Below are 24,647 nucleotides of genomic sequence, written 5' to 3'. Positions count from 1 at the left end.
GAACCTGGTCAAGCCGCTTCCCAACTGCTAGCATTGCTGTCATTGCTAGCAGTTGGGGAACTGATTCGGGGGGTGCGTTATGGAGGTTTCGACCGTGGCAACAGTGACCGTGCGGGGATTGGACGACGAACTACACGCCAGACTTCGCTTGCGTGCGGCCCACAACGGCCGCTCGATGGAGGCCGAGGTGCGGGCGATTCTGCAGGAGCAACTCGCCGAACCGGACGAATACGGGTGGGGGAGTCGGATCCACGCACGATTCGCCGACATCGGCGGCGCGGAACTCGATATTCCGCCACGTACCGACCATCCGCGAGCGGTCGAGTTCGGCGAATGATCGTCCTCGACACCAACGTCCTGTCGGAACTGGCACGTCCGAAACCAGAACCCAGGGTTCTCGCCTGGCTTGATCGGCTCCGAGCGAGCGAGATCGCAACCACTGCTGTCACCGCCGCGGAAATGTGGGTAGGCGTCAGCCTGCTGCCCGACGGACGCCGCAAAACCGAGCTGGCCGTCCTGGTCGACGAAATCCTCAACCAGGACCTGCGAGCGCGGGTCCACCCCTTCGACCTACCCGCAGCAGCTCGCTACGCCCACATCGCGTCGACCTGCCACCGAGCCGGCCGCCCCATCGGCTTGGCCGACGGTCAGATCGCCGCGATCTGCTTAGCCCGCGGCGCTACCCTGGCCACCCGCAATACCAAGGATTTCCTCGATACCGGGGTCGACCTCATCGATCCGTGGGAACAGAGCTAGCCGCTGCATCCGCGGACTACTTTTCCTGTTCGGGGCCCTTCCTGTCGAAGTAGGTCGTTCTCGGCGCGCCTCCGCCGATGGACTGACCGAAGGGTGCGACGAAGGAGTGCCCGTAGGGAGGGAAGAGGCGGAGTTAAGCGCCGAGAACCGCGGCGCCAGCCGCAAAAAACTCAGAACTCGTTGGCTATGCCGATCACGGTGCGGCCGGAGTGGGTGCCGGCCTTGATGGACTGTAGGACGGTGCCGACCTCGGTGATCGGGGTGAAGGACTCGATGGTCGAGAGGTGTTGTGGGCGAAGCTCTTTGCCCAGGGAGGTCCACAGGGAGCGGCGCTTCTCGATCGGGAGCTGGACCGAGTCGATGCCGAGCAGGCTGACGCCGCGCAGGATGAACGGGAGCACGGTGGTGGGGAGTTCGGCGCCGCCGGTGAGGCCGCTCGCCGCTACCGCGCCGCCGTAGCCGATGGCGCTGAGGACGTGGGCCAGCGAGGCGCCGCCGACGCTGTCGACCGCGGACGCCCAGTTCGCCTTGTTGAGCGGGCGGGGCTTGGCGTCGGGGTCGAGGGGGAGCCGGCCGATGACCTCGTTGGCGCCGAGTTCGGCGAGCAGGTCGCTCGCGTCGGTTTTGCCGGTGGAGGCGATGACCTCGAAGCCGAGGCCGGAGAGGATGTCGATGGCGACGGTACCGACACCACCGGTCGCGCCGGTGACCAGAACGGCGCCGTCGTCGGGGGTCAGGCCGTGATCGAGCAGGGCCCGCACGCTCATCGCGGCAGTGAAGCCCGCGGTGCCGATGGTGGCGGCGTCACGGGTGTCGAGGCCATCGAGCTTCACCACCCATTCAGCGGGCACCCTGGTGTATTCGGCGAAGCCACCGTTGCGGGAAACACCCAGGTCGTAACCGTGCGCAATGACCTGATCGCCGGGGGCGAAGTCATCGGAATCCGAGAAGACCACCTCGCCGGTGAGGTCGATACCGGGCACGATGGGATAGTTGCGCACCACCCCACCGCGCGGCGTAATCGCCAGCAGGTCTTTGTAATTCGCGCTCGAATAGTGGACCTTGATCGTCACGTCGCCGGTACCGAGGAAATCATCCCCCACCGTTTCGCGGGCGAGAACGATCCCGCCGTCAGCTTCCCGGGCCACCATCGCTGAGAACTCCATGCCCTGAGCATACGAGCCACCCCGGCCACGACAACCCAGACACAGACAGCCGTCCACGTGCCCGCAGGTCATCGCACCAGAAGCTGCCGCAACCCGAAACCGGGTGATCAAGTGTCCAGTAGCTCCAGGCGGACGCCGAGGAGGCGGACCGGGCGGTCGAGCTCGAAGCGGGCGATGATCGCGAGGGCGGTGTCGACGATGGTGGTGATGTCGTCGGTGGGGGTGGGGAGTTTTTGCTGTTTGCTGCGGGTGTAGAAGGTTTTGGTGCGGACGGTGACCGAGACTCGGGTGCTGATGCGGTGGTGGTCGCGCATTTCCTCGGCGACCTCGGTGGCGATGCGGGCGACCTCGCGGTGGATTTCTTCGGGGTCGGTGAGGTCGTGGGGGAAGGTTTCGGATTTGCTGCGGCCCACCGGGATTCGTGGGGTGGTCGAGAGTTCGGTGTCGCCTTTGCCGTGGCCGAGAACCCACAGGTAGGGGCCGGTGTTCGGGCCGAATTCGGCGGCCAGGCGCTGGCGATCGGCGGACATGAGGTCGGCGATCGTGGTGATGTCGAGGTCGGCCAGGCGTTTGGCGATGCGGGCTCCGACGCCCCAGAGCGCGTCGGTGGGGCGGTGGCCCATGAGTTCGGTCCAGTTGGCGGCGGTCAGTTCGAAAATCCCAGCGGCCGCGCCCTCGTCGTGTTCGGGTTCGGCGGAGGTCTTGCCGGTGGACTTGGCGAAACCGGTGGCGAGTTTCGCGGTGAGCTTGTTGTCGCCGATGCCGACCGCACAGGTGAGCCCGAGTTCGCTGATGGCGGTACGGATTTCGGCGGCGAGTGGCCACGGATCGGCATCGGTGGCGACGAAGGCCTCGTCCATCCCCCAGACCTCGACCGCACCCGCCACCCGGCCCAGTGTCGCCATGATCTCCTCGGAGGCCACCTCGTAGGCGGCCATGTCGACCGGCAGGAAAACGCCCTCCGGACACTTGCGCTGCGCCATCTTCAACGCCATCCCCGCATGCACACCGAAGGCCCTCGCGGGATAAGAAGCACAGGTCACGACCTTGCGAGGCTGTTCGGGATCGCCTTCTCCGCCGACGATAACCGGCTGACCGCGCAGCTCAGGGCGACGCCGGAATTCCACCGCCGCCTGGAATTGGTCGAGATCGACATGCAGGAGCCACCGAGGCACTGTTCCGTCATACCGCATGGCACCGACAATCCGGCGTAACCGGGCGTGGCAATATCCGTAGCGCGCCAACCGATCACGACTGAGCTCGAAGAACGGAACACCCGATGCCGACCGAAGCCACCACCCTCGACCTCGACCTGGCGCGCCAGGTGCTCGCCGCGCAGCCTTTCGCCCGTCTGGTCGGCACCGAGCTCACCGAATTCGGTGATGGCGCAGCCACTCTCGTCATCGATATCCAGCCGGAACACGGCCAGCAGTTCGGCTTCGTGCACGGCGGGGTGCTGGCCTACGCCGCCGACAACGCCCTCACCTTCGCCGCGGGCACAGTCCTCGGCCCCAACGTCCTCACCGGCGGCTTCACCATCACCTACCTGCGCCCCGCCCAGGGCGAGCGCCTGCGCGTGCACGCCACCGTCCTCGGCGCCACCCGCCGCCAGGCCGTCACCCACTGCGACGTCTACGCCGAAACCGAGGGCGAGGAACCCATCCTCTGCGCGGTCGCCCAGGGCACCACCCGCCGCGTCGAAAAGGACCTCGCCCCCTCCAACGAGGAAGACGCGGACGTCGAATTCGACGACGATGCCGAATTCGACGACGACCAGGACAACTACGACACCGACCAACTGGCCGTCATCACCGTCGACGGGCCGGTACTACCGCCGACCGTCAGCCGCTAGACCGGCGATCCCGCGCTACGACGAACGGGCCGCGCTCGGTGCGCGGCCCGTTCCCGGTACCTGTCAGGCGCTGACGGCGAAGGTCTTGCTGTCGGCGGCGGGTTCGGCGATGGGTTCGATGGCGTAAGCCAGGATGTCTGCCACGTCACCGACGGGGCGGACTTCCAGGGCAGCCAGGACCTCGGCCGGGACCTCGTCCAGATCTGGTTCGTTGCGGGCCGGGATGAAGACGGTCTTCAGGCCGGCTCGCTGGGCGGCGAGGAGCTTCTGTTTCACGCCGCCGATCGGCAGGACGCTGCCGTTGAGGGTGACCTCGCCGGTCATGCCGACATCGCCGCGGACCGGGCGGCCGAGCGCCAGCGAGACCAGGGCGGTGACCATGGTGACGCCTGCCGAGGGGCCGTCCTTGGGGACTGCGCCCGCGGGGAAGTGGATGTGGATATTGCGGTCAAGGACCTTGGGTTCGATGCCGATTTCCTCCAGGTGCGAGCGCACGTAGGTGAGGGCGATCTGGGCGGACTCCTTCATGACGTCGCCGAGTTGGCCGGTGAGCGTGAGGGAGCGCTCACCCTCGGCGCCGTTGGCCTCGATGTAGAGGACATCGCCGCCTGCTCCGGTTACCGCGAGGCCCGTAGCCACACCGGGGACGGAGGTGCGTTCCATCGAGTCCGGGGTGAAGCGGGGGCGGCCGAGGTAGTCGGCGAGGTTGTCGATGTCGACGGTCAAGTTCGTCACCTGACCGGCCGGTTGTGGGCCGGACTCGATGTCGATGACGTTGTCGTACCCGAGTTCCGGGTCGTAGCCGAGCACCGCACCCTCGCCGAGCGAGCCGTTGTCGACCAGCGCCGTGTCCTTGTCGAGCGCCGCAGCGTTGCCGAGCTCAGCGCCGTTGCCGAGCCCAGCAGCGCTGCCCAGCCCGGCGCCGTTGCCGGGCGCAGCATCCTTGTCGACACGGGCGGAGTCGCCCGCCACCAGGCGAGTTGCCGCCTTACGCAAGGCTTTTGCCACCAGGCGCTCCATCTGACGAACCCCGGCCTCGCGGGTGTAGTTGGCGGCGATCTCGCGCAGTGCCGCGTCGGTGATCGAAACCTCTTCCGCGGTCAGCGCATTGCGTTCCAGCTGGCGGGGGACCAGGAAGTCGCGGGCGATGGCCACCTTGTCGGCCTCGGTGTAACCGTCGACGGTGATGAGCTCCATGCGGTCGAGCAGGGGACCGGGGATGGTGTCCATGACATTGGCGGTCGCGATGAACAGCACATTCGACAGATCGAGGTCCAGGTCGAGGTAGTGGTCGCGGAAGGTGTGGTTCTGCGCGGGGTCGAGGACCTCGAGCAATGCCGCCGCCGGATCACCACGGAAGTCGGAACCGACCTTATCGATCTCGTCCAGCAGGACAACGGGATTCATCGAACCCGCCTCCTTCACCGCGCGCACGATCCGGCCCGGCAACGCGCCGACGTAGGTGCGGCGGTGGCCACGGATCTCGGCCTCGTCGCGCACGCCGCCGAGGGCGACGCGAACGAACTTGCGGCCCAAAGCCTTTGCGACCGACTCACCCAGCGAGGTTTTACCGACACCAGGCGGACCGACTAGTACGAGCACCGCACCGGAACCGCGTCCACCGACGACCTCGAGACCACGCGCGGCCCGACGCGAACGCACGGCCAGGTACTCGACCATGCGGTCCTTCACCTCGTCGAGACCGTGATGATCGGCGTCGAGCACCGCGCGAGCGGCCGAAACATCGGTGCTGTCTTCGGTTTTCACCGACCACGGCAGATCGAGCACGGTGTCGAGCCAGGTGCGGATCCAGCCCGATTCCGGGCTCTGATCGCTGGCGCGCTCCAACCGGCCGACCTCGCGCAGCGCCTCGGCGCGGACGTTCTCTGGCAGGTCAGCGTTCTCCACGCGGGTGCGGTAATCGTCGGCACCGTCGGGTTCGTCCTCGCCGAGTTCCTTGCGAATGGCGTTGAGCTGCTGGCGCAGCAGGAACTCGCGCTGGCTCTTCTCCATGCCGTCGCGGACGTCTTCGGAGATCTTGTCGGTGACCTCGACCTCGGCGATGTGGTCTTTGATCCACTCGAGCTGACGGGTCAGCCGCACGACGACGTCGGGGGTCTCGAGCAGCTCGCGCTTCTGCTCATCGGACAGGTACGGCGCGTAGCCCGCGGTGTCGGCGATGGCCTCCACGTCGTCGAGCTGGTTGACGATGTCGATGATCTGCCAGGCCTCGCGCCGCTGCAGGACGGCGACGACCAGCTTCTTGTACTCGGCGGCGAGTTCGGTGGTGTGCTGGTCGGGTTCGACCGACTCGACGAGTTCGGCCTCCACCCACAGCGCGGCGCCGGGCCCGGTGACCCCGTGCCCGATCCGCGCCCTGCGCTCGGCCTTCAACACGGCCGCCGGCGCGCCACCGCGCATCCGGCCGACCTGTTCGATGGTGGCGACGACGCCGTAGGACGCGTACCCCTCGTCGAGGCGCGGCGCGACCAGCACCGAGCCGGTTTTGGCGGCCTGCGCGGCGTCGATGGCGGCCTGCGCGGATTCGTCCAGTTCGATGGGCACGACCATGCCCGGCAGCACGATCGGATCGGTCAGGAACAGCACCGGCAGGTTCTGAGCTGAAGTCATGTCGACCCTTCCAAAGTTGAGCTTTGTTGACTCAACATGGACCCCCCACTGTTTGTTCCTGCAGGTAGCGCCGTTCACTCACGGCGAAAAAATTCTCCGAAATTCTTTCGCCGCGGATGTCGAGAACGCGCGAACGGCTCCGTCCCAGGGGTACAACCCACGAAGAACACGAACCGAGGAGAACATCATGGCCAAGTACCTGCTGCTCAAGCACTACCGTGGCGCGCCCGCATCGGTCAACGACGCGCCGATGGATCAGTGGACGCCGGATGAGGTGTCCGCGCATGTGCAGTACATGGTGGATTTCGCCGATCGACTGCGCTCGACCGGCGAGTTCGTCGACGGTCAGGCACTGTCCACCCAGGGCACGTGGGTCCGCTCGGACGGCGAGGGGCGCCCGCCGGTCACCGACGGGCCGTTCGCGGAGACCAAGGACCTGATCGCCGGGTGGATGGTCATCGACGTCGAGACCTATGACCGGGCGCTCGAACTGGCCGGGGAGCTGTCGGCGGCACCAGGCGCAGGGGGCAAGCCGGTGCAGGAATGGCTCGAACTGCGGCCGTTCTACGCGGAATTGCCCACGGTGACCGAATGAACGACGCGCTACTGCGCGAACTCGTCCCCGCGGTGATCGCGATTCTCGTCCGCCGCGGGGCCGAGTTCGCCGCGGCCGAGGACGCGGTGCAGGAGGCGCTGATCCGAGCGCTGGAAACCTGGCCCGAGGATCCACCGCGCGATGCGAAGGGCTGGCTCGTCTCCGTCGCCTGGCGAAGGTTCATCGATGCGGCACGGGCCGAAACATCCAGGCGAGGCAGGGAATTCGCCGTCGATGCCGAGCCCGAAGCCGGCCCCGTACCCGCCATGGACGACACCCTGTGGCTGTATTTCCTGTGCGCGCACCCCTCGCTGTCTCCCGGCTCGGCGGTCGCGTTGACGTTGCGCGCGGTCGGCGGCCTGACGACCCGGCAGATAGCGACGGCGTACCTTGTTCCGGAATCGACTATGGCGCAACGGATCAGCCGAGCCAAGAAGCGCATCACCGGCTTACCGCTCGATCGGCCCAGCGAGCCGACGACCGTGCTGCGCGTGCTCTATCTCGTCTTCAACGAGGGCTACAGCGGTGACGTAGACCTGGCCGCCGAAGCCATCCGGCTCACCCGCCAGCTCGCCGCCTGGACCGACGAACCCGAGGTGTCGGGGCTGCTCGCGCTGATGCTGTTGCACCACGCTCGCCGTGCGTCGCGCACCGAGGACGGTCGTCTGGTACCGCTCGCGAAACAAGACCGCTCCCGGTGGGACACAACACTTATCGCCGAAGGGGTGACGATCCTGCAGGCCGCGCTGACTCGCGACCGGCTGGGCGAATACCAGGCCCAAGCCGCGATCGCCGCCCTGCACGCAGACGCCCCGAGCACCGCCGAAACGGACTGGATACAGATCGTGGAGTGGTACGACGAACTACTGCGACTCACCGACAGCCCGATCGTGCGCCTCAACCGCGCGGTCGCGGTCGGCGAGGCCGACGGCCCCCGAGCCGGCCTGGCCGCACTGGCCGACCTGGACCCAGAACTGCCTCGCCACACCGCATCCCGCGCCTACCTACTCGAACGCGCGGGCGACCTCGAGCAGGCTGCCACCCTGTACGCCGAGGCGTCACACGCCGCCACCACCGTGCCAGAGCGCGACCACCTCACCCGCGAGGCGGCCCGAGTACGGCAATCCCATCAGGGCTCCAGATAGTCGCCCTCACCCACGCGCGATGGGAATCATGCCGCCGATGTGTTCCTGCGACTCGATCAGACCCTCGTCCGAAGGCTTGGCGCCTGCCTCGAAAACGCGCTGGTGCTGCTTGGCGCGCAGATCCTGGTGGGCCTGCTCCGGAATGTCGTAGCCGTAGCGGGCCTGGGCCTCGCGCGGAGTCATGGTGGTCTGCTCGACGGCGGGGATGCCGAGGGCGACCGGCGCGAGCACCGCGGTGGTCGTGGGCGCCATCAACCCGATGAACCAGAACTTCAGGGCCGGAACACGGTCGAGCAGGGTGTGCAGCACCGTCAGCGGGGCATTGATCGCCATGTCGGTGCCGCGGCCCTGGGTCAGGCCGAACATCTTTCGCACGTAGGCGGGGTAGGTCGAGATAACACCCTTGCGCAGCAGCCAGATGACGGGCGCCATGGCCAGCCGGGTCCGGCGCGGCAGGTCCGGCGGCAGCGCCACGTCGAGCTGAAGGATGTAGTCGACCATGTCCTGAGCATCCTCGGAGGCGGCCAGGCGCGGACGCCACGACTCGAAGAACTCGATCACCTCAGCGCGCGAACGCGGGACGGTGGCCGGGTCGATCGTCTGGAGCTCGGCGGCCAGCGCGCAGTCGGCCCAGAACTGGTTCTCCTCGGCCTCGCTCAACCGGCCGGGACCGAACTTCTCGTAGCAGTACAGGATCGAGTGCCACGCGGTGACATGGATCCACAGTTGCGAGTCGGGCCGGTTCGCGTCGTAGGTGCCGCCGGTGACCGGGTCGTTGCCGATTGCCTTGGTGTGGATCTTCACCAGCACATCGGCCGCCTTGGCGGTTGGCTCGGTGGCGCCGAACGCCACGAGCGCGAAGTAGTGGATGGTGCGTGCGTATCGCGTATGGGTGCGGGTACGAACGCCGCCGGACTGCACCACAGCGGCGGCGAGATTGGGGTCGAGGTGCTCGATGGTGACCGCCCGTGCGAACCCGAGGACATAGGAGGTCGGGTAGCTCCACACCTTCCACGTCACCGACCCGGGCCCGAAGAATCCGTTGTCGGCTGGGGCCTCGAACTGATTGGCGATCTGATCCCGAGATTTGATGCCGAACATGAGCCAGCTCCGTCCTACAACGATGTAGATTCTGCCCCCTTAGTGTAACTCCAAGTTGCAGGAAGGGCACCGACTCCACGCATCGATGTTTCGAAGACCTGCCCGGAAAACAGCTCGGCCTCCCCGGGTTGAGGACCGGGGAGGCCGAGTGCGTTGGGACAGTTGGTCTACAGGTTCGAGGAACGAATCCGCTCCGTCGGGGGATCGAACGGGCGGCCCGAGGTGGAGCCGGCGCTCATGAATCCCAGGACAGCGCCGCCGATCAGGAAGAGAGCGGCGAGGATGCCCAGGATGATCGGCAGGGTCTTGCCGAACAGGTCGAGCTTGTCGAGGCTCTCCTGAGTGATAGCGAGCTGGGCCTCGATGGTCTCTTCGTCGAAGACGAGGTTCGACTTCAGCACAGAGACGTCGACCTGCTCGGCGCTACGGCCGTAGTACATGTGGATCTTCTCGCCACCCTTGAGGACCGCGCCGGTCCTCGGCTCCACCCACACGTCGCGGGTGTTGGTGTAGAAGCGGGTCATGGTGACCGGCTCGGTGCCCTCGAGGCCCCACTTGGCGGCGGGCAGGGCGAGCTGATAGGACGGGTGCTTGACGACGTCCCACATGTTCGTCACCGGGATGTCCTGGCGGAAGTGGTAGACCGGCACGCCGTTGATCTCCGACTCCTCGATGAAATCGATGTCGTAGGTGGCGCGGGCGTTGAGGTCGAAGTACGGGTACGACTTCTTCTCGGTGCCGATCGGGAAGCGGTACTGCAGGCCGCGCCGCTGCGACTCGGTGGGGATCGCGGCGCCCGACTTGGGATCCTGAGCCACGGCGATCGAACCGTTGGGCGAGGCGTCGATCGGCTCGCCGGTGACGCGGTCGATGGTGACGCGGTCGACCGAGGCGGTGAGCAGGCCTTCCTTGGGATCCATGTCGGCGCGAAGCAGGGTCTGGCCGGCCTGGATGGTCATCTCATCGGCGTCCGAGGGCTCTTCGACCGTCAGGAAACGCTGCGAAACGAGCGGCACATTGGTGTTCACCGTGGCCGAGCCCTCGGGCGAGGTGAGCGACTTCGCGTCGAGCACAAGGCTTTCCTCGCCGGGCACGCTCTTGGCGATGGTGGTGACGCGCAGATCGAGCGGGGTCTTGCCGACCTTGCCGACCGTGTAGGTGGGGATCATGATGGCGGCCGCGAGCAGCAGCGCGCCGAGACCGACGAGGATGCAGGCGATGAGCCTGCGCACGTTGCTCATCGCGAGCCGTACTGCACGTCGCCGAGCAGCGACGAGCCCGGGTCACCGGACTCCTCGGGCGCCGGGATCGAATTCTGTTGCGCGCCCGCGGTGATGCCGAGTACGGCAATCACCCCGAGGACCGCGCCGGTCAGGCCGCTGACCAGGCCGGGGACGACAAACTTCATAGATCGAACTCCAATTGCGTGGTGCGAGACTCAGCCGACAGTGAAGAACCCGAGGGTCGGGGCGAACGAGCAGGTGCGGTCACCATCGGCGGTGGCCGTGGTGAGCGAACCGGTGATCACGGCAGCGACCCGGCCGGGACCGGTGTCGGCGATAGCGGTGAGGGTGGCCGGGCCGTCGGCGTTGATACCCGCCTCCGTGGTGAGCGGCTGGGTGCCGGTGCGGCGGTTGTCGAGGTTGACCCACTGCACCGTCATCGGCGGATTCTGCACGACCGTAGCGGTTTTCGTGCCGAGCGCGGTGAAGACGAAGCCGGTCTGGCCCGCGGCCGGTCCGGGCGGCGGCAGCTCGGCGGGGCCGGGTACGGCCAGCGCGGTGCCGACGGAATCCGACGTCGGGCCGATGCAGCCCTTGCCGATGGTCGGGTACAGGAACTGCGCGATGCGCGGACCGTCCGAAGGCGGCAGTTCGGGACCGCCGCCGCCACTGCCGTCGAGGAAGGTGATGACCTTTTCGAGGGTGGCCTTGACCTGCGCGGGGATGCCGGGCGTGGCCAGCAGCACACGAGCCTGGGCCAGGATCGCGGCCTGTCCGCTGTCGGCGATGGGGGCGGGAGCGGAGATGGCGCCTACGATCGTCGGTGCCAGCGCGGCCAGCGTCCCGGAGGGGACGTTCTCCGCGATGGCGGGGACACTCGGCTGCGTCGCGGCGGACTGCGGGGCAGCCATCACCTGCGTGGGTGCCACGAGTGCCGCACCCGCCGCTAGTACGAGGGCGGACAATGCGGTCCGCGATGCTCGGGTGCTCAGCACTGGTCGGCCGTCCTTTGTTCGGTGGATAGATGAAGCGACCCGAAAAGGTACATGTTATTTCGGGTTTCGGATACTTTGGAGAGGTGACTACAGCGGACAGGCGGTATGGGGGTCGTACGGTCGTCGCGCGAAAAGCCGAGCGACGACTGCGATTCCTGGAAGCAGCGACGCGAATTTTCGCGGAACGCGGGTACGCCACGTGCTCGCTCGCCGAGGTGTGCGCGGCGGCCGGGCTGTCCAAGCGGCAGTTCTACGAGGAGTTCGAGACCCGCGAAGACGTGCTGGTAGCGGCCTACGACCGGATCCAGGACGACGCGGCGGCCGCGGTGGGCACCGCGCTGATCGCGCTCGGCTCGACCGATCCACAGCTCGCGCTGCGGGCTGGTTTCGGCGCCTACCTGGAGTCGCTCGGCTCGGACCCCTATCGCGCGCAGGTGGCGCTGATCGAGGTCGTCGGAGTGAGCGATCGGATGGAGAACCATCGCCGGACTCGCAGGCACGCCTGGTCGGCGCTGATCGAGGGGGGCTTGGAGCAGGTCGGCGTGCGGTTGCGTGGCGATGCCGAGCTGACCACCGGGTTGATCACGGGCGCGGTCAACGGCGTGGCGCACGAGTGGCTGCTGCGCGAGTCGCGCCCGCCCGTCGACGAGCTGGTCGATCTGCTCACCGGCGCGGCCCTGGCGCTGGTCACTTTCGACTGACATCAGGGCAGCCTTCGGGAGGGTGGCAACCACGCGCACCTGCCGCCTGCTCAATCGACTCCCTTTCCCGACATTGTGAGACCGATCGGCTTCACAGTGTGGGCGAGAGTTTGACATATTAGTGACCCAGATCGCAATGCGAGAATTTCTGAGACCGGTGTCACCTGGGGTGATGCGGTATCGGCGGCCATTCCCCAGTTCCTCTCCACGGGCTGACGCGGGCGATCAATCCTGGACAAATGACCGGCTGCGTCCGTACCAGGGTAACCATAGGCAATCCGGCGGCAACCTGTTCCAGTTCGGTCGGAGTGCATGTCAGCCTTTACGCAGGGAGCCGGCGATGGTGCCACCGAGGTAGCCGGGAGTTCGATAGGCGAGCGTGCCGTCGGATTGCAGGGTGACCGTCGAGGTGGCGCCCTGGTCGATGCAGCCGCTCCCCGCGGTGAGCCTGGCTCGGAAGGTGAGGTGGTTGGTGGTGGCCTCGGTCAGGGTTTCCGCACGGTCGCAGCGGTCGCGGGAGAAGGTGCCGGTATTGGCGGAGGTAGCGACTTCCTGACCGACGGCGCCGGGGGTGATGGTGAGCTCGATGTCGAACTGGACGGGGCCGTCGTTGGCACGCCCCTGCCACGTGCCGACGAACTCCGACGGGACCGTCGCGCTGGCGGGAGCCTCGGTGGTCGAGGTGGTGGCGGAGGGGACGGTGGCCGAGTCGGTTCCGGCGAGAGTGGTCGTCGCAGTGGACTCCGTGCCCAGTTGGGTGCCGATGAGATAGGCACCGCAGGCCACCGCCACCGCGACCGTCGCGGATGCGGCGATCAGGAGGGTGCGGGTGCGCCGCGATGCGCCGGCGGGCTGCGGGCGGCCGGTGGACGCGGGCTTGTGCGCGACCACAAAGGGCGGCGGAGTGAACTCGCTGCCCATCGCGGCGGAATTCTGTCCCGCGTGGGTGGCGACTTGCCAGGGCAGCTCGGTGGGACCGGGGGTGAATCCGCCGGACTGTATATAGGGACTCGGCACCGATCCACTGGCCGCGGTCGGCCGGCTCGGTGTCGAGGAGCCGGTCCGAGCGGTTTGCGTCGGGCTCGTGCTGGGCAGGTTCGGTGCCGAGACGGCTGTCGACCAGCCTGGTGCTGAGGTAACCGCAGCGTCGGGATACGAGGCACCGGGCGGGTCGGCGGGGCCGGAATCCAGATCGAGCAGGCGGACGGCACCGGCACTGATGTGCGCGACTACTTGTGGTGGTAGCCAACCGGAGCGTTCGGGAGCACCGATGCTCGCCAGCTCCGAAAGGACTTGTTGCGGTGTCGGTCTGGCGGCAGGATCCTTGGCCAGGCAGGAGGAGACGAGTGGTCGCAGGGACGGGGGGATGGCCTCGATGCGGGGTTCCTCGTAGACGATGCGCCACAGCATCTGCATGACCTCGGCGGTGCCGAAGGGGCCGTGGCCCGCGGCGGCGAAGGTGAGGACGCCGCCGAGAGCGAAGACATCGCATGCGGGACTCAGGGTTTCGCCGCTCACCTGCTCGGGGCACATGAAACCCGGTGAACCGAGGAACTTTCCGGTGGTGGTGAGTGCGGAATCCGCGATCACTCGGGCGATGCCGAAATCGATCACCTTCGGTCCGTCGATCGCGAGCATCACGTTCGACGGCTTCAGGTCGCGGTGCACGATGCCTGCCGCGTGCACCGCGACGAGCGCTTCGGCGAGCCCGTACGCCAACGCTGACAGCGCGGGCTCGCCGAACGGTCCGAACTCGGTCACCGCGTCCGTCAACGAGATCCCGGCGACGTAACCGGTGGCCAGCCACGGCGCTTCGGCATCGACATCGGCGTCGAGAACCGGCGCGGTGAACGCACCGCCGACGCGCTGGGCGGCCGCGACCTCCCGACGGAACCTCGCGCGAAACTCACGATCGATCAGATCGGGGCGGATCACCTTCACCGCGACGGTGCGCCCACCCGGATTCCGGCCCAGATACACCTTGCCCATGCCCCCGGCACCGAGGACGCCCAGCAGTCGGTAGTCGCCGATCCGCCGAGGATCGTTCGGGTCGAGCGGTCGCATCGCGGGTGGTTCCTTCGGATCAGGTGAGCTGAGCTCGGGTTTCGGCCAGTAGCTCCGACAGCATCGGTCCGGCGGCGTGATCGTCGGCCAGTTCGGCGACGGCCTCGGCGAGGATCTTCTCGGCGTCGGCGGGGCGGTTCAGCTCGATCAGGAGGACGGCGCGCTCGTAGTCGGCCCGGGTGGCCTGGTCGGTGGCATCGATGGCGCGGAAGCCGTCGGCAGCGGCGTCGGCGCGCGGGAGAGCGTCGGCGGGGCGTTCGGCTCGACGCAGGATTCGGGCGGCGTTGTGGTTGTGCCGGGCTGTGTGCCAGGTCAGCAGTTCTGGGTCGGGGTCGGTGGCGGCGAGCTGCGTGATCGCGTCGTCGGCTACCGCGATGGCGGCTACCGCGGCGGCGGTGTCGCCGGTCCAGTGCAGCGACAGCGCGGCGCTGTAGCGGCAGTAGGTGACGCGAATCGGGTCATCACCGAATTTCTCGGCGGCCTCGGCGGCCAGCGCGTAGCGCTCGGCGGCCTCGGCGTCGCGATCGAGTCGGTCCAGCAGATCGGCGGTTTCGGCGAGGGCATAGGCCTCGCCGCCGAAATTTCCGGTGGCGCGGTCGAATTCGATGATCTCGTCGAGAACGGTGAGAGCCTGTTCGTCCTCGTCGAGCTCGCGGTGCAGATCGACCAGCAGGAAGCGGCAGCTCTGGGCCTGCGCTCCGGCACCGGCGCGTTCCAAACCAGCGATCGCCTCTTCGGCCTGTTCTGCGGCGTCGAGGAATTGGCCGTTGGCGCGGTAGGCGACGGCCAGATCCCACTGCACGTACGGCACCTGCGCACTGCCCGCCGCAGTGGCGATCGCGATCGCGGTCAACAGCTCGCTGACCGCCTCCTCCTCTCTGTTCAGGTGGATGAGCAAGGACCCGCGCCTGGCGTGCAGAACAATCCGCAGGCCCTCGGGGAGGTCGGCGTCAGCCTGGCCCACCGCCTCATCGATCATCGTCAGCGCCGCTGCCGCATCGCCTGCGTCGCTGTGAATTCCGGCGAGGTACTGGGCCGTGTCGGCCAACCGCCACCCACGACCGGCCCGTCGATACGCCGCGACGGCTGCCTCTCCGGCGGTCACGGCTTCGGCGAATTCAGCGTTGTTCTGGTGCAGATACATTCGGTGCCTCGCGGCATCGCCGAGCAGGGCGTCGTCGCCCGCTTCGGCGGCGTCGACCGCGGCCCGATCGAGCAAGGCCGGCAGCTCGGCCGCGTCGTCATCCAACAGCAGGCCGCGATCGAGCAGTGCGAACAATCCGCCGGAAAGGTGCAGCGTCGCAGTAGCTCTGATGTGCGGATCGGCGGACTTCGCCAGGTGCGACACAGAATCACGCAGCAGGCCAAGGGCTTCCGTCGCGTCACCATGCCTGCAGAACAAAAGGCCGAGGCGACTTAGATCCGTCTGGCGGCGATCTTCCTCGCCTGCCGCGGCGAAATACTCTGCCGCCCGGCGCAAGAGCGACTCGGCACGATCGTGATCGGTCGCCAGCAAGGCGGCTCCCGCCAGGACGGAGGCGTGTCGACCCGCCAGGCCCGGATCCGTCGGCTCCGGCTCGGACTCCAGCCGCTGCGCCAAGGCTCGCAGCTCGGCCAGCGCGTGCTGCTTGTTCGCGTGCTCGGCGCGTTCGATCAGTTCGGTGGTGGTGAGCTCGGGGATCTCGACGACCGTCATGGTCGGACCCGGCTCGACCGGCACCCGGTGCGCGGTGGCCGCGGACAAGGGCAAGTAGTCGACGATCGGCCGGCTCGTCAGCTTCGCCTCGACCAGCGCGGTCTGGTGATCGGTGCCGTTGCGCTGGTCGAAGCGGGCGGCGATGGCGAGTGCTTCGTCAGTGAGCTCTGCTCGCAGTGCGCGCGCGGTGGATTCGGCGGCGGGGCGGTCGGCGTCGGCCGGGCGGCGGATCGCGGTATCGCCGTTACCGGTGTCTACGAGGGTGCGCAGGAGTAGCGCCGCGGAGCCGAGGAAGGTGAGCGCGTCTCTCGGGCTCGGTGCGCGATCGAGCCAGGAGAAGTGACGATCCAGCAGTTCCAGGCCGCGCACCTGATTGCCCGACAGCGCGCAGAACTCCAGGTGGTCGCCGATCGCGGCGAGGTCTTGGGGTTTGGTGCGTAGGACACGGTAGGAGCGGCGATGCGCGCTGCGCGCCTCATCGAGTTGCCCGGTGCGCAGGTAGGGCAGCAGTAGTGCGGTCAGGATCAGCTGCGGTTGCTCGGAACAGCCGAGTTCACCAGCGAGGACCGGGGCGGCCAGCTCGACGGCTTCGATGTCGCGGCCCTGGCTCGCCAGCCAGGCGACGCGGTTGGTCGGATCGCAGCCTTCGCAGTCGGAATTCTCGTCACGCGGTGTGGTGCACCATCTTTCGTACCACTCGGTGGCAGCGGCGAGGTCGCCGACGTGGACGGCCACGCGGTGCCTGCGGCCGTAGACCGCGTTCAGGCTCTGCCCCTCGACCCGGTAGCGCCGTTCCATCTGATCGAGGGCGGCCAGCGCCCGATCCATCGGCACCTCCGGGAATTTCGTCATCGCGCCCACCGCGGTCTTGAACTTCCACCGCAGCGAGGGCGCCACCCACGACTCATGGGTGCCGGGGTCGCGATCGTATTCGGCCAGGCAACGGGCGAACGGCACGAACAACTTGGCCGGGCTCATCCCGTGGCCGTACGCGTCGACCATCGCCATCCGAACGTGGAACGCGAGCGCGGTGTGCGCACCCGCCTCCGCATGCCGCAGAACCTGTTCCAGCAGTGCGTCTTTAGCGTCGCCGTAGGGCATGTCGTACGCCTGGAAGAGCAGCCTTTGCAGGTCGTCGGGCGTGTTGGCGGCGTCCGGCATCAGAGCTCTCCCCGCGGATCGTGAACCGCCCAGTCGAGCAACCCGACAAACGATTTGTTCAGCAGCGCGGTGTCGACCGGCCGCATCGGATGCTGACCGAGCAGCAGCGCCTGGCTGTAGAGGGCCTCGACCGCCGTCGTCACCAAGCGGGCATCGGCGAGCCCGGTGATACGGCGTACCAACGGGTTCCGGTAGTTGAGTACCAGCTGCGGACGGTCGCCGGCCTGGTCGGTATCGAAAGCGCCGAGAACGTCGGCCCACAGTTCGTCGGCGACCTCGCGGGTGGCGCGCAGTTCGGCGCGGTGCTGGGCGTCGCGGTCGAGCAGGTACAGCGCGGCCAGCGACGGCGGATCGAAAGTACGCAGCACGACTTCGCATTCCAGGCGGTCGAGCACGCGCTGGGCGGTGCTCAGGAATGGACGAAGCGCGAGCTCGGTGGCCGGATCGACGAGGTCGAAATGGGTGGCCAGTTCGGCGGGATCCAAACGGAGCACCCGAATTTCGGGATCGATCGCGGGCAGGCGCTCGAGAATGTCGGTGATGTAGGAGTAGCCGCCGTTCACCAGGCCGATGCCCGCAGCGCTCGCCACCGCGGCGAGCTGGCGGAACTCCTCCACCGACGGGGTGTAGCGCACGGCGCCGAAGCGGCGGCGGAATTCGGCGAGCGGGATCTGGCCCGCGTTGGTCTCCACCGGCAGCCAGCGGTCGACCAGGCGCAGCATGTCGTCGTCGTGCAGGGCGAGGGCCTTCACGCCGAGATCATGGATGCGCAGGAAGCGGTGCAGCGCGGACGGATCGGAGGTGGACAGTTCCACCAGCCAGTCCCTGATCCGGTTGCCGAGCGCTTCCCTCGTGCTCTCCAGCAGGTCATCCTCGTAAAGGGCTTCGCGGCTCGCGGTGGGGCGCAGTTCGGTGGTATCGACCACGCAGCGGACGAAGAAGGCCCACTCCGGCAGCAGTCCGGTGACGCTCTCCGCCAACAGCATTCGCTTCAGATACACCCGATGCCCGGTCTTGCCCGCCGGGTTGACCGGCTGCGGGAGCACGAAAGCCACACCGGTGACGCCGGATTCGGCACAGGCGAGATCGAAGGTGGCGAACGGGGTGAACCCGAAGGTGTCCTCGGCGTACGCGGCGAGTGCGTTCGAGCGATCGGAGGGAGTGGGATGGGTTGCGCGCCAAGGTACTTCCGGCTCGGTGATCGACTGTCCGTCGACGGTGACCTCGAAGGGCAGCAGGCTACCGAACAGCCGCGCCAGTTCGACCACGGTCGTCGGGGTGAGCCACTGCTCGGCGCCGCGGCGGGGTGCGAGGATCACGGTGGTGCCGGGTTCGTCGCGTTCGGATGCGGCAGGCTCGACGCGGTAGCGCCCGTCGGCGAAACCGGTCCAGCGCACGGTCGCGCCACCGCGTGCCGACCGGGTGAGAACCTGGGCCTCGTCGGCGACCAGGAAGCACGACAGCAGGCCGATGCCGAACTGGCCGAGGAACTCGTGCCGGGCGAAGCCGAGATCGTCGCGCTTGCCGCTGCGGCCGATGGTGGCGAGGAAGGTGTGCACTTCGGCTTCGGTCAGGCCGACACCGCTGTCGTGGACGCGGATGGTGCCGTCACCGGTGCTCGCGGGTGTCTCGATCCGCACCTGCGCGCGAGCCTGCGGGTCGATGGCGCGGCGGGCGGTGATCGCGTCGACCGCGTTCTGCAGCAACTCGCGGACGTAGACCCGTGGACTGCCGTACAGGTGATGACTGAGCAGGTCGACGATGCCGCGTAAGTCGACCTGGAATACCTGCTCCACCGGGTTCCCTCCCCAAAACACTGACCACCTGCCTGGTCACTGTAACTGGATCTCCGCCGGCTGGCGCCGCAGTTCTCGGGCACTCGACTCCAAGGCCGACAGGCGGCGCGTTTCAGGGCTCAGCCCTGACCCGGCCCCGGGTAGTCGTCATAGAATCCCTCGCCGGTCTTCACCCCGAGCTTGCCCGCGTCGACATATTTCCGCAGCAGCTCGACCGGGCCCTTCGGCAGGTTCGGGTTCTCCTGCTCGTAGTGCTGCTCGATATCGAGCACCACATCCAGACCCACCTGGTCCATCATCCGGAACGGACCCGCCTCGGTGCCGAAATTCCGCGAGAACATCTCATCGATGTCAGTCGGTGTCGATACACCCTCGTAGACCACCTCGAGCGACTCGCGCTTGATGGCGGCCCAGATGCGGTTGAAGATGAAGCCGGTCGATTCCTTCCGTACCAGGAACGGGTGCAGTCCGTACTCCGGGAAGGTCTTCATGACGAAGTCGAGGGTCTCCTCGGAGGTGTTGCCGTCCGACATCACGTCGAGCGCCGTCGACTGCGGCGGCATGTAGAAGTGGGTGTTGAGCATCCGGTCGTTGGTCTTCAGGCCCTGGGTGAACAACCGGCTCGCGTACGACGACGAGTTCGAGGCGACGATCGCGTCGGCGTCGGTGTCATTGTCGAGCTGGGCGAAGACCTTCTTCTTCAGATCGAGGACCTCAGGGACTGCCTCGACCACCAGCCACGCGCCCTTCACGCCGATGGCTTGGTCGGGCACATACTCGGCGGTGCCCAATGTGCCGTTCGGCACCGTGGCGGCCACCTCGGGCAGCTGATTCTCCACGAAGCCAACGGCCGCGTTGCCGACCTCGCCGTTGGGATCGATGATGCGGACCTCGCCACCCCTGGTGGCGAACATCAGCGCGATCCGTCTGCCCAACGTGCCACCGCCGAGCACAGCGACCGGACGCTCGAAGTGATTTTTCGGAACAATGCTCACAGCGACTCCCTTTGCACAGGCGACGGGGAAGAATTCGGTGACGCATACGACAGCCTCGCCAGCGTAGCGCCGACGGCGGATCACCAGGCCCCCGGACGCCCCGACTTGCGTTGACACCCCGTCACGCCCGGGCAGAATATGGTTGCCTTATCCTCACGTTCTGCACATTCTTCGCGCGTCAGCACTAGGGGGCTCCTCGATGACCACACTGGCCTCCGGACTGTTCATCGACTGGGAACAGCTGACGGGGCAGTCGAAATTCGTCGTCGAGCTGGTCAGTTTTCCGATCTTCAGCGCGCTCGCAGGCTGGCTCACCAACTGGACCGGCGTGCTGATGCTGTTCTGGCCGCTGTACTTCAAGGGCTTCCGGGTTCCGCTGCTGCACGTGCTGTATCCCTATCTACCGCGACGCGTCCAGGTGCTGCCGACGTTCTCCGGCGACGGCCGCATGCTCGGCTTCCAGGGCTTCATCCCGGCACGCGCGGAGAAGATGGCGAGCATCTGCGTCGACTCGGCGCTGCTGCGGATCGGCAGCCCGCGCGACTTCATCCACGAACTCGACCTCGACGGGATCGGCGACTATCTCGCCGAACGGGCGCGCGACCAGGTGCAGCCGATCGTCGACGAGATCATGTACCGGGAGAATCCCGACCTGTGGCGCTCGCTCCCTCGGCAGGTGAAACAGGCCGTCTACCAGCGGGTGGACCGGAACCTACCCTCGCTGTGCCGGCGCGCGTTCGAGAGCCTGGGCGACAATATCGACCAACTGCTCGACGTGAAGAACTTCGTGATCAGGTACCTGGAGAAGAACCCGGCCATCCTCAAGGACCTGACCACCACCATCGCCGCGCCCGAGCTCAAGTTCATGGCGCGAATCGGCCTGCTCGGTGCGCCGTTCGGCCTGATCCTGGCGCTGTACCTGCACGTGCACTCGCAGATTCCCTACTTCGGCGCGATTCCGGCCTGGGTGATCGTGCTGTTCTCCTCGGCGATGATCGGTGTGACGGTGAACGTCATCGCGATCAAGATGGTGTTCGAACCCGGCGACCCGCAGCCGCGCTACAAATATCTGTGGCGCCAGGCGCTGCTGGCCAAGCGTCAGCCCCAGGCCGCCACCGACCTCGCGCATATCCTGGCCTACCAGGTACTCACCGTGGAGAACCTGTCCATCGAGCTCTTGGAAGGACCGAACGGGGACAAGACCCGCCAGCTCATCGAACGGGTGGTGGCGGAGGAGATCCACAAGCAACTCGGTGCGACCGCGTTCATGGTGCGAGCCGCGCTGGGCAAGAAGCAGTTCGAGAATCTGGCGGTCTCGGGCGCCGGTGCCGGGCTGGTTTCGGCGCGCACGATGATCTCCGACCAGCAGTTCGTGCTGGAACAGGCGAAGAAGATCGACGACTTCGCCGCGCGCAAGCTACGGACACTCACGCCCGGCGAGTTCATGGAGATGTTCTACGCGTCGGTTGAACAGGACGCGTGGTTGCTGTACCTGCACGGTGGGGCGCTCGGTATCGGCGTGGGCGCACTCCACCTACTGACCTTCGGCTGGTAGCAGTATCTTTTCGCGCTGGCGCGCGGTTCTCGGCCTATTAACCTCAAGAACAAATAACAAGCACGCGTGCTTGCATTTTTTGACGGTCGCTGCGACTCTTGGTGACGACGGCGCACCGCTACCGGGTCGCGCCATGATCGGCAAGGGAACTCCATGGCTGACCTCGCAGCGCTGCTCGACGATTTCGCCGCCGAATGCGCGGATCTGGAAAACCTGGTCGCACCGCTGACCCCCGAGCAGTGGAAGACGCCGACGCCCGCGCCACGCTGGGATATCGCCACCCAGATCGCCCACCTGACCTGGACCGACGAGGTATCGGTGATCGCCGCGACCGACGGCGATGCCTTCACCGCGTTCCTCACCGAGGCCGCGTCGCGGGCATTCACCCTCGTCGACGACGGTGCCGAGGAAATCGCTCAGACACCCCCCGCCGACCTGCTGGTGCGCTGGCGCGCAGGCCGCGAGCAGCTCATCGCCGGACTGGCCGCCGTCCCCGCGGGCACCAAACTGCCGTGGTTCGGCCCGCCGATGAGCGCCGCGTCGATGATCTCGGCCCGCATCATGGAAACCTGGGCCCACGGCCAAGACGTCGCCGACGCGCTCGGCGTCACCCGCGTCCCCACGGCCCGCCTGCGCACCGTCGCCCACATCAGCGTCCGCGCCAGGAACTACGCCTACCTGGTCAACGGCGAATCCGGCCCCGCCGAGGAATTCCGCGTAGAACTCACCGCCCCCGACGGCACCCCCTGGACCTGGGGCCCCGAAGACGCTCCCCAGCGCGTCACCGGCCCCGCCATCGACTTCTGCCTGGTAGCCACCCAACGCCGCCACCGCGAAGACACCGCCCTGACAACCACGGGCCCCGACGCCGACCACTGGCTCGCCATCGCCCAAGCCTTCGCAGGCCCGCCCGGCTCCGGCCGCACAGTGGGCCAGTTCGCCTGAGCCGGGGGTACGAACAGGCGAGCGTCAGTCTCAGAGCGCCATTCGTGCCGACTGCCCCGGACTTCATTGGCCGGGGTTGACCGCCGTGGCAGTCGTGAATGACGCTCGCCTGCTCCCTTCAGGTACCCGCTGGGCGGTGTGAGAAACACTTACCCATGCGAAAACCCGCCCCGACTAGGAGTGATACAGCATCGTTTCGGATGTGGCTCTGATCTCACGACGGTGGAGCGGTTACTGTGCGGCCTACCACGTAACGTGGAAACAGCACGTGGCTTTCAACGATGCGGGCCCGTTCAACTCGGGTATACCCACAGCCACAGGAGGGAACCGCATCGTGACCGCACATCGACCCGCTCAGCTCGTGCGCCTGTCCGCGATCGTCTTCTCCGGCGCCGCCAGCCTATGCCTCACCGTGGCCGCGGGCGCCTACATCGTCAATCACATGCCACCGCCGCCCGCGCGGGAATACGCGGGACCGGTCGCGACGCCGAACCCCGGCCTGCACCGGCCCTTCTCGGTCGAGGACTCCGCCCCACGCGCCTACGGCGTCGAGTTGGCGATGTCCTCCGGGCCGACGCTGGCCACCGAGCGCTCGGCATCCGCCGCCACGCGCACGCCGATCACCACGCTGCAGTCCGGAGTCGGTGTGCGACCGGGCAATTCGCCGCTGGCCGGGCGGGTGGGGATCGGCGGCACCTATGTCGGCGCGCAGGTGGCACCGCCGCGCAACGAAGGCTTGGCGTTCACCGTCGACACGAACCTCGTGACGGTGGCGGCGAAATACCTCGGCCTGACCGTGGATCCGGCCGCGGTGACCGCACTGCACACCGAGTTCGACGCGCGCCGTGGAGAATTGGTGTTCGTGCTGTCGGACCCCGGCCTCGGCAACCACACGCTGCGGGTCGAGGGAGCACCGTCGGACACCGAGACTCCGGCACCGGCCGAGGTCGATAATGAAGCCGAGGCACCGCGGTCGTCCACCGAGGAACTGCCGACTACCGTCGGCGTGTGACTCCTCGCGACACCCCCAGCGGTGCGTACGACTTCTGTGTGGTCGGCGGCGGCATCGTCGGCGTGGCCACCGCGCATCGACTGCTGACCGAGTATCCCGAGGCGAGCCTGGTACTCATCGAGAAGGAAGCCTCGCTCGGCACCCATCAGACCGGGCACAACAGCGGCGTCATCCATTCCGGGATCTATTACCCCCCGGACAGTTTGAAGGCACGGCTGTGCCGGGCCGGTGCCGAGTGGACCAAGGAATTCGCCGCGGCCCATGATATTCCGTTCCGCGAATGCGGAAAGTTGCTGGTAGCCACCGATTCCGCGGAACACGAACGAATGCTCGCGCTGTACGAGCGCTCGATCGCCAACGGCGTGGAGGTCGAGGCGATCGACGCGGCCGAGCTGCGGCGACGCGAACCCCGGATCACCGGTGTCGGCGCACTGTTCGTGCCCGCCACCGGCATCATCGATTACACGAAGATCACCGCCGCACTCGCCGCTCAGGTCGAGGCGATGGGCGGGGAGATCCTGCTCGACACCCCTGTCGACGCGATCACCGAGAACGTCTCAGCTGTCACGGTTTCGGGCCCGACGGGCTCGGTCACCGCGGGCACGCTGATCGTCTGCGCGGGTTTGCAAGCCGACCGGATGGCACGAAAGGCAGGGATACACACCGACTTTCGCATCGTCCCGTTCCGTGGGGAGTACTATCGGCTCCCCGCCGAACGGTCGGATCTGGTGCGCACGCTGATCTACCCGGTGCCCGACCCCGCGCTGCCGTTCCTCGGCGTTCACCTCAGTCCCACCATCGACGGCGAACTCACCGTCGGCCCGAACGCGGTGCTCGGACTGTCGAGAGAGGGTTACCGCAAGGGCAGCGTGAACCGGCGGGACGCTATCGACGTGCTGAGCTTCGCCGGCGTGCGGCGGGTGGCCCGCGACCACCTCGCCACCGGGGTGCGCGAGCTCCGTAATTCGGTGTTCAAGCGCGGCTATCTCGCCGAATGCCGCAAATACTGCCCCGAACTCACCACCGGCGACCTGCTACCGCACCGGGCGGGCATCAGGGCCCAGGCGGTGCTGCGCGACGGGACGCTGGTGCACGATTTCCTCATCGAACGCACGCCGCGCTCGATCCATGTGCTCAACGCACCCTCCCCGGCCGCCACGTCGGCGATGCCGATCGCGGAATACCTGGTCGAACAACTCTATTCCGCCAATTAAATAGGAGATTTGTAGTACTTTTGACTCCTGTACGCGTTGGGTGA

At 67.2% G+C, this 24,647-nt stretch carries 20 protein-coding genes and 1 pseudogene; 10 read left to right on the top strand and 11 right to left on the bottom strand.

The features are described 5' to 3' along the window. Positions 1-94: 94 nt before the first annotated feature. Positions 95-337, top strand: a complete 243-nt coding sequence (locus ACFXKN_RS18485) for an Arc family DNA-binding protein (protein ID WP_378947444.1) — start codon at positions 95-97, stop codon at positions 335-337. After that, positions 334-756, top strand: coding sequence for a type II toxin-antitoxin system VapC family toxin (locus ACFXKN_RS18480; protein ID WP_378947440.1), 423 nt, complete (start codon positions 334-336; stop codon positions 754-756). The genes ACFXKN_RS18485 and ACFXKN_RS18480 overlap by 4 nt, the downstream gene beginning before the upstream one ends. A gap of 170 nt (positions 757-926) precedes the next feature. On the opposite strand, the gene ACFXKN_RS18475 is transcribed toward ACFXKN_RS18480, so the two are convergent. Together ACFXKN_RS18475 and ACFXKN_RS18470 are read right to left on the bottom strand one after the other, a co-directional pair. Then, positions 927-1,922: an acryloyl-CoA reductase gene (locus ACFXKN_RS18475; RefSeq protein WP_378947437.1), complete on the bottom strand. Its 996-nt coding sequence runs from the start codon at positions 1,920-1,922 to the stop codon at positions 927-929. A 107-nt stretch (positions 1,923-2,029) separates the two neighbouring features. Next, complete coding sequence (locus ACFXKN_RS18470; RefSeq protein WP_378947434.1) at positions 2,030-3,097, bottom strand: DNA polymerase IV; 1,068 nt, start codon at positions 3,095-3,097, stop codon at positions 2,030-2,032. Between the two features lie 104 nt (positions 3,098-3,201). Between ACFXKN_RS18470 and ACFXKN_RS18465 the strand changes: the two are divergent. Further along, positions 3,202-3,609 (top strand): annotated as a pseudogene (locus ACFXKN_RS18465) (PaaI family thioesterase); the annotation flags it as partial. A gap of 228 nt (positions 3,610-3,837) precedes the next feature. On the opposite strand, the gene lon reads toward ACFXKN_RS18465, so the two are convergent. Next, positions 3,838-6,405 carry an endopeptidase La gene (gene lon / locus ACFXKN_RS18460; RefSeq protein ID WP_378947431.1) on the bottom strand — a complete coding sequence of 856 codons (2,568 nt, stop codon included), beginning with the start codon at positions 6,403-6,405 and terminating at the stop codon, positions 3,838-3,840. 187 nt (positions 6,406-6,592) lie between these two features. Between lon and ACFXKN_RS18455 the strand changes: the two genes are divergently transcribed. Beyond that, the gene (locus ACFXKN_RS18455) at positions 6,593-7,000 is read left to right on the top strand and encodes a YciI family protein (protein ID WP_378947427.1); all 408 of its coding nucleotides are present in this window, start codon (positions 6,593-6,595) and stop codon (positions 6,998-7,000) included. After that, positions 6,997-8,145, top strand: a complete 1,149-nt coding sequence (locus ACFXKN_RS18450) for an RNA polymerase sigma factor (protein WP_378947424.1) — start codon at positions 6,997-6,999, stop codon at positions 8,143-8,145. Before ACFXKN_RS18455 ends, ACFXKN_RS18450 begins: the two co-directional genes overlap by 4 nt. Before the next feature lie 6 nt (positions 8,146-8,151). Here ACFXKN_RS18450 and ACFXKN_RS18445 read toward each other — a convergent pair whose 3' ends face one another. The 4 genes from ACFXKN_RS18445 to ACFXKN_RS18430 all read right to left on the bottom strand — a co-directional run bounded on the left by ACFXKN_RS18445 (position 8,152) and on the right by ACFXKN_RS18430 (position 11,464). Beyond that, entirely contained in the window at positions 8,152-9,246 is a 1,095-nt protein-coding gene (locus tag ACFXKN_RS18445) for an oxygenase MpaB family protein (protein ID WP_378947419.1), read from the bottom strand. 167 nt (positions 9,247-9,413) lie between these two features. Further along, positions 9,414-10,487 (bottom strand): DUF3068 domain-containing protein, encoded by a 1,074-nt coding sequence (locus ACFXKN_RS18440; RefSeq protein WP_378947416.1) that lies wholly within the window; start codon positions 10,485-10,487, stop codon positions 9,414-9,416. Next, entirely contained in the window at positions 10,484-10,654 is a 171-nt protein-coding gene (locus ACFXKN_RS18435) for a DUF2613 domain-containing protein (protein WP_378947413.1), read from the bottom strand. The genes ACFXKN_RS18440 and ACFXKN_RS18435 overlap by 4 nt, the downstream gene beginning before the upstream one ends. Positions 10,655-10,684: 30 nt before the next feature. After that, positions 10,685-11,464, bottom strand: coding sequence for a hypothetical protein (locus ACFXKN_RS18430; protein ID WP_378947410.1), 780 nt, complete (start codon positions 11,462-11,464; stop codon positions 10,685-10,687). Positions 11,465-11,547: 83 nt separating this feature from the next. On the opposite strand from ACFXKN_RS18430, the gene ACFXKN_RS18425 reads away from it, so the two are divergent. Next, positions 11,548-12,165: a TetR/AcrR family transcriptional regulator gene (locus tag ACFXKN_RS18425; protein WP_378947407.1), complete on the top strand. Its 618-nt coding sequence runs from the start codon at positions 11,548-11,550 to the stop codon at positions 12,163-12,165. A gap of 315 nt (positions 12,166-12,480) precedes the next feature. Here ACFXKN_RS18425 and ACFXKN_RS18420 read toward each other — a convergent pair whose 3' ends face one another. From ACFXKN_RS18420 to ACFXKN_RS18405, 4 genes are all read right to left on the bottom strand, one after another. Then, positions 12,481-14,229 carry a serine/threonine protein kinase gene (locus ACFXKN_RS18420; protein WP_378947404.1) on the bottom strand — a complete coding sequence of 583 codons (1,749 nt, stop codon included), beginning with the start codon at positions 14,227-14,229 and terminating at the stop codon, positions 12,481-12,483. Between the two features lie 19 nt (positions 14,230-14,248). Continuing rightward, positions 14,249-17,086, bottom strand: a complete 2,838-nt coding sequence (locus tag ACFXKN_RS18415) for a hypothetical protein (protein ID WP_379433449.1) — start codon at positions 17,084-17,086, stop codon at positions 14,249-14,251. Beyond that, complete coding sequence (locus tag ACFXKN_RS18410; RefSeq protein WP_379433448.1) at positions 17,086-18,882, bottom strand: HSP90 family protein; 1,797 nt, start codon at positions 18,880-18,882, stop codon at positions 17,086-17,088. Before ACFXKN_RS18410 ends, ACFXKN_RS18415 begins: the two co-directional genes overlap by 1 nt. 119 nt (positions 18,883-19,001) lie before the next feature. Continuing rightward, positions 19,002-19,877, bottom strand: coding sequence for a 3-hydroxyacyl-CoA dehydrogenase family protein (locus tag ACFXKN_RS18405; RefSeq protein ID WP_379433447.1), 876 nt, complete (start codon positions 19,875-19,877; stop codon positions 19,002-19,004). Between the two features lie 199 nt (positions 19,878-20,076). On the opposite strand from ACFXKN_RS18405, the gene ACFXKN_RS18400 reads away from it, so the two are divergent. The 4 genes from ACFXKN_RS18400 to lhgO all read left to right on the top strand — a co-directional run bounded on the left by ACFXKN_RS18400 (position 20,077) and on the right by lhgO (position 24,603). Next, positions 20,077-21,432 carry a hypothetical protein gene (locus ACFXKN_RS18400; protein WP_378947391.1) on the top strand — a complete coding sequence of 452 codons (1,356 nt, stop codon included), beginning with the start codon at positions 20,077-20,079 and terminating at the stop codon, positions 21,430-21,432. 153 nt (positions 21,433-21,585) lie between these two features. Continuing rightward, the gene (locus tag ACFXKN_RS18395) at positions 21,586-22,377 is read left to right on the top strand and encodes a TIGR03084 family metal-binding protein (RefSeq protein WP_378947388.1); all 792 of its coding nucleotides are present in this window, start codon (positions 21,586-21,588) and stop codon (positions 22,375-22,377) included. A 334-nt stretch (positions 22,378-22,711) separates the two neighbouring features. Then, a complete protein-coding gene (locus ACFXKN_RS18390) occupies positions 22,712-23,389 on the top strand; it encodes a hypothetical protein (RefSeq protein WP_378947385.1) in 678 nt (225 codons plus the stop codon). Continuing rightward, positions 23,386-24,603 (top strand): L-2-hydroxyglutarate oxidase, encoded by a 1,218-nt coding sequence (gene lhgO / locus ACFXKN_RS18385; protein WP_378947382.1) that lies wholly within the window; start codon positions 23,386-23,388, stop codon positions 24,601-24,603. Before ACFXKN_RS18390 ends, lhgO begins: the two co-directional genes overlap by 4 nt. Positions 24,604-24,647: the final 44 nt, after the last annotated feature.

The organism is Nocardia sp. NPDC059195, assembly GCF_042754695.1.
In the GTDB taxonomy this organism is placed as follows: Bacteria; Actinomycetota; Actinomycetes; order Mycobacteriales; family Mycobacteriaceae; genus Nocardia.
This window is presented reverse-complemented; position numbering and strand designations above follow the sequence as displayed.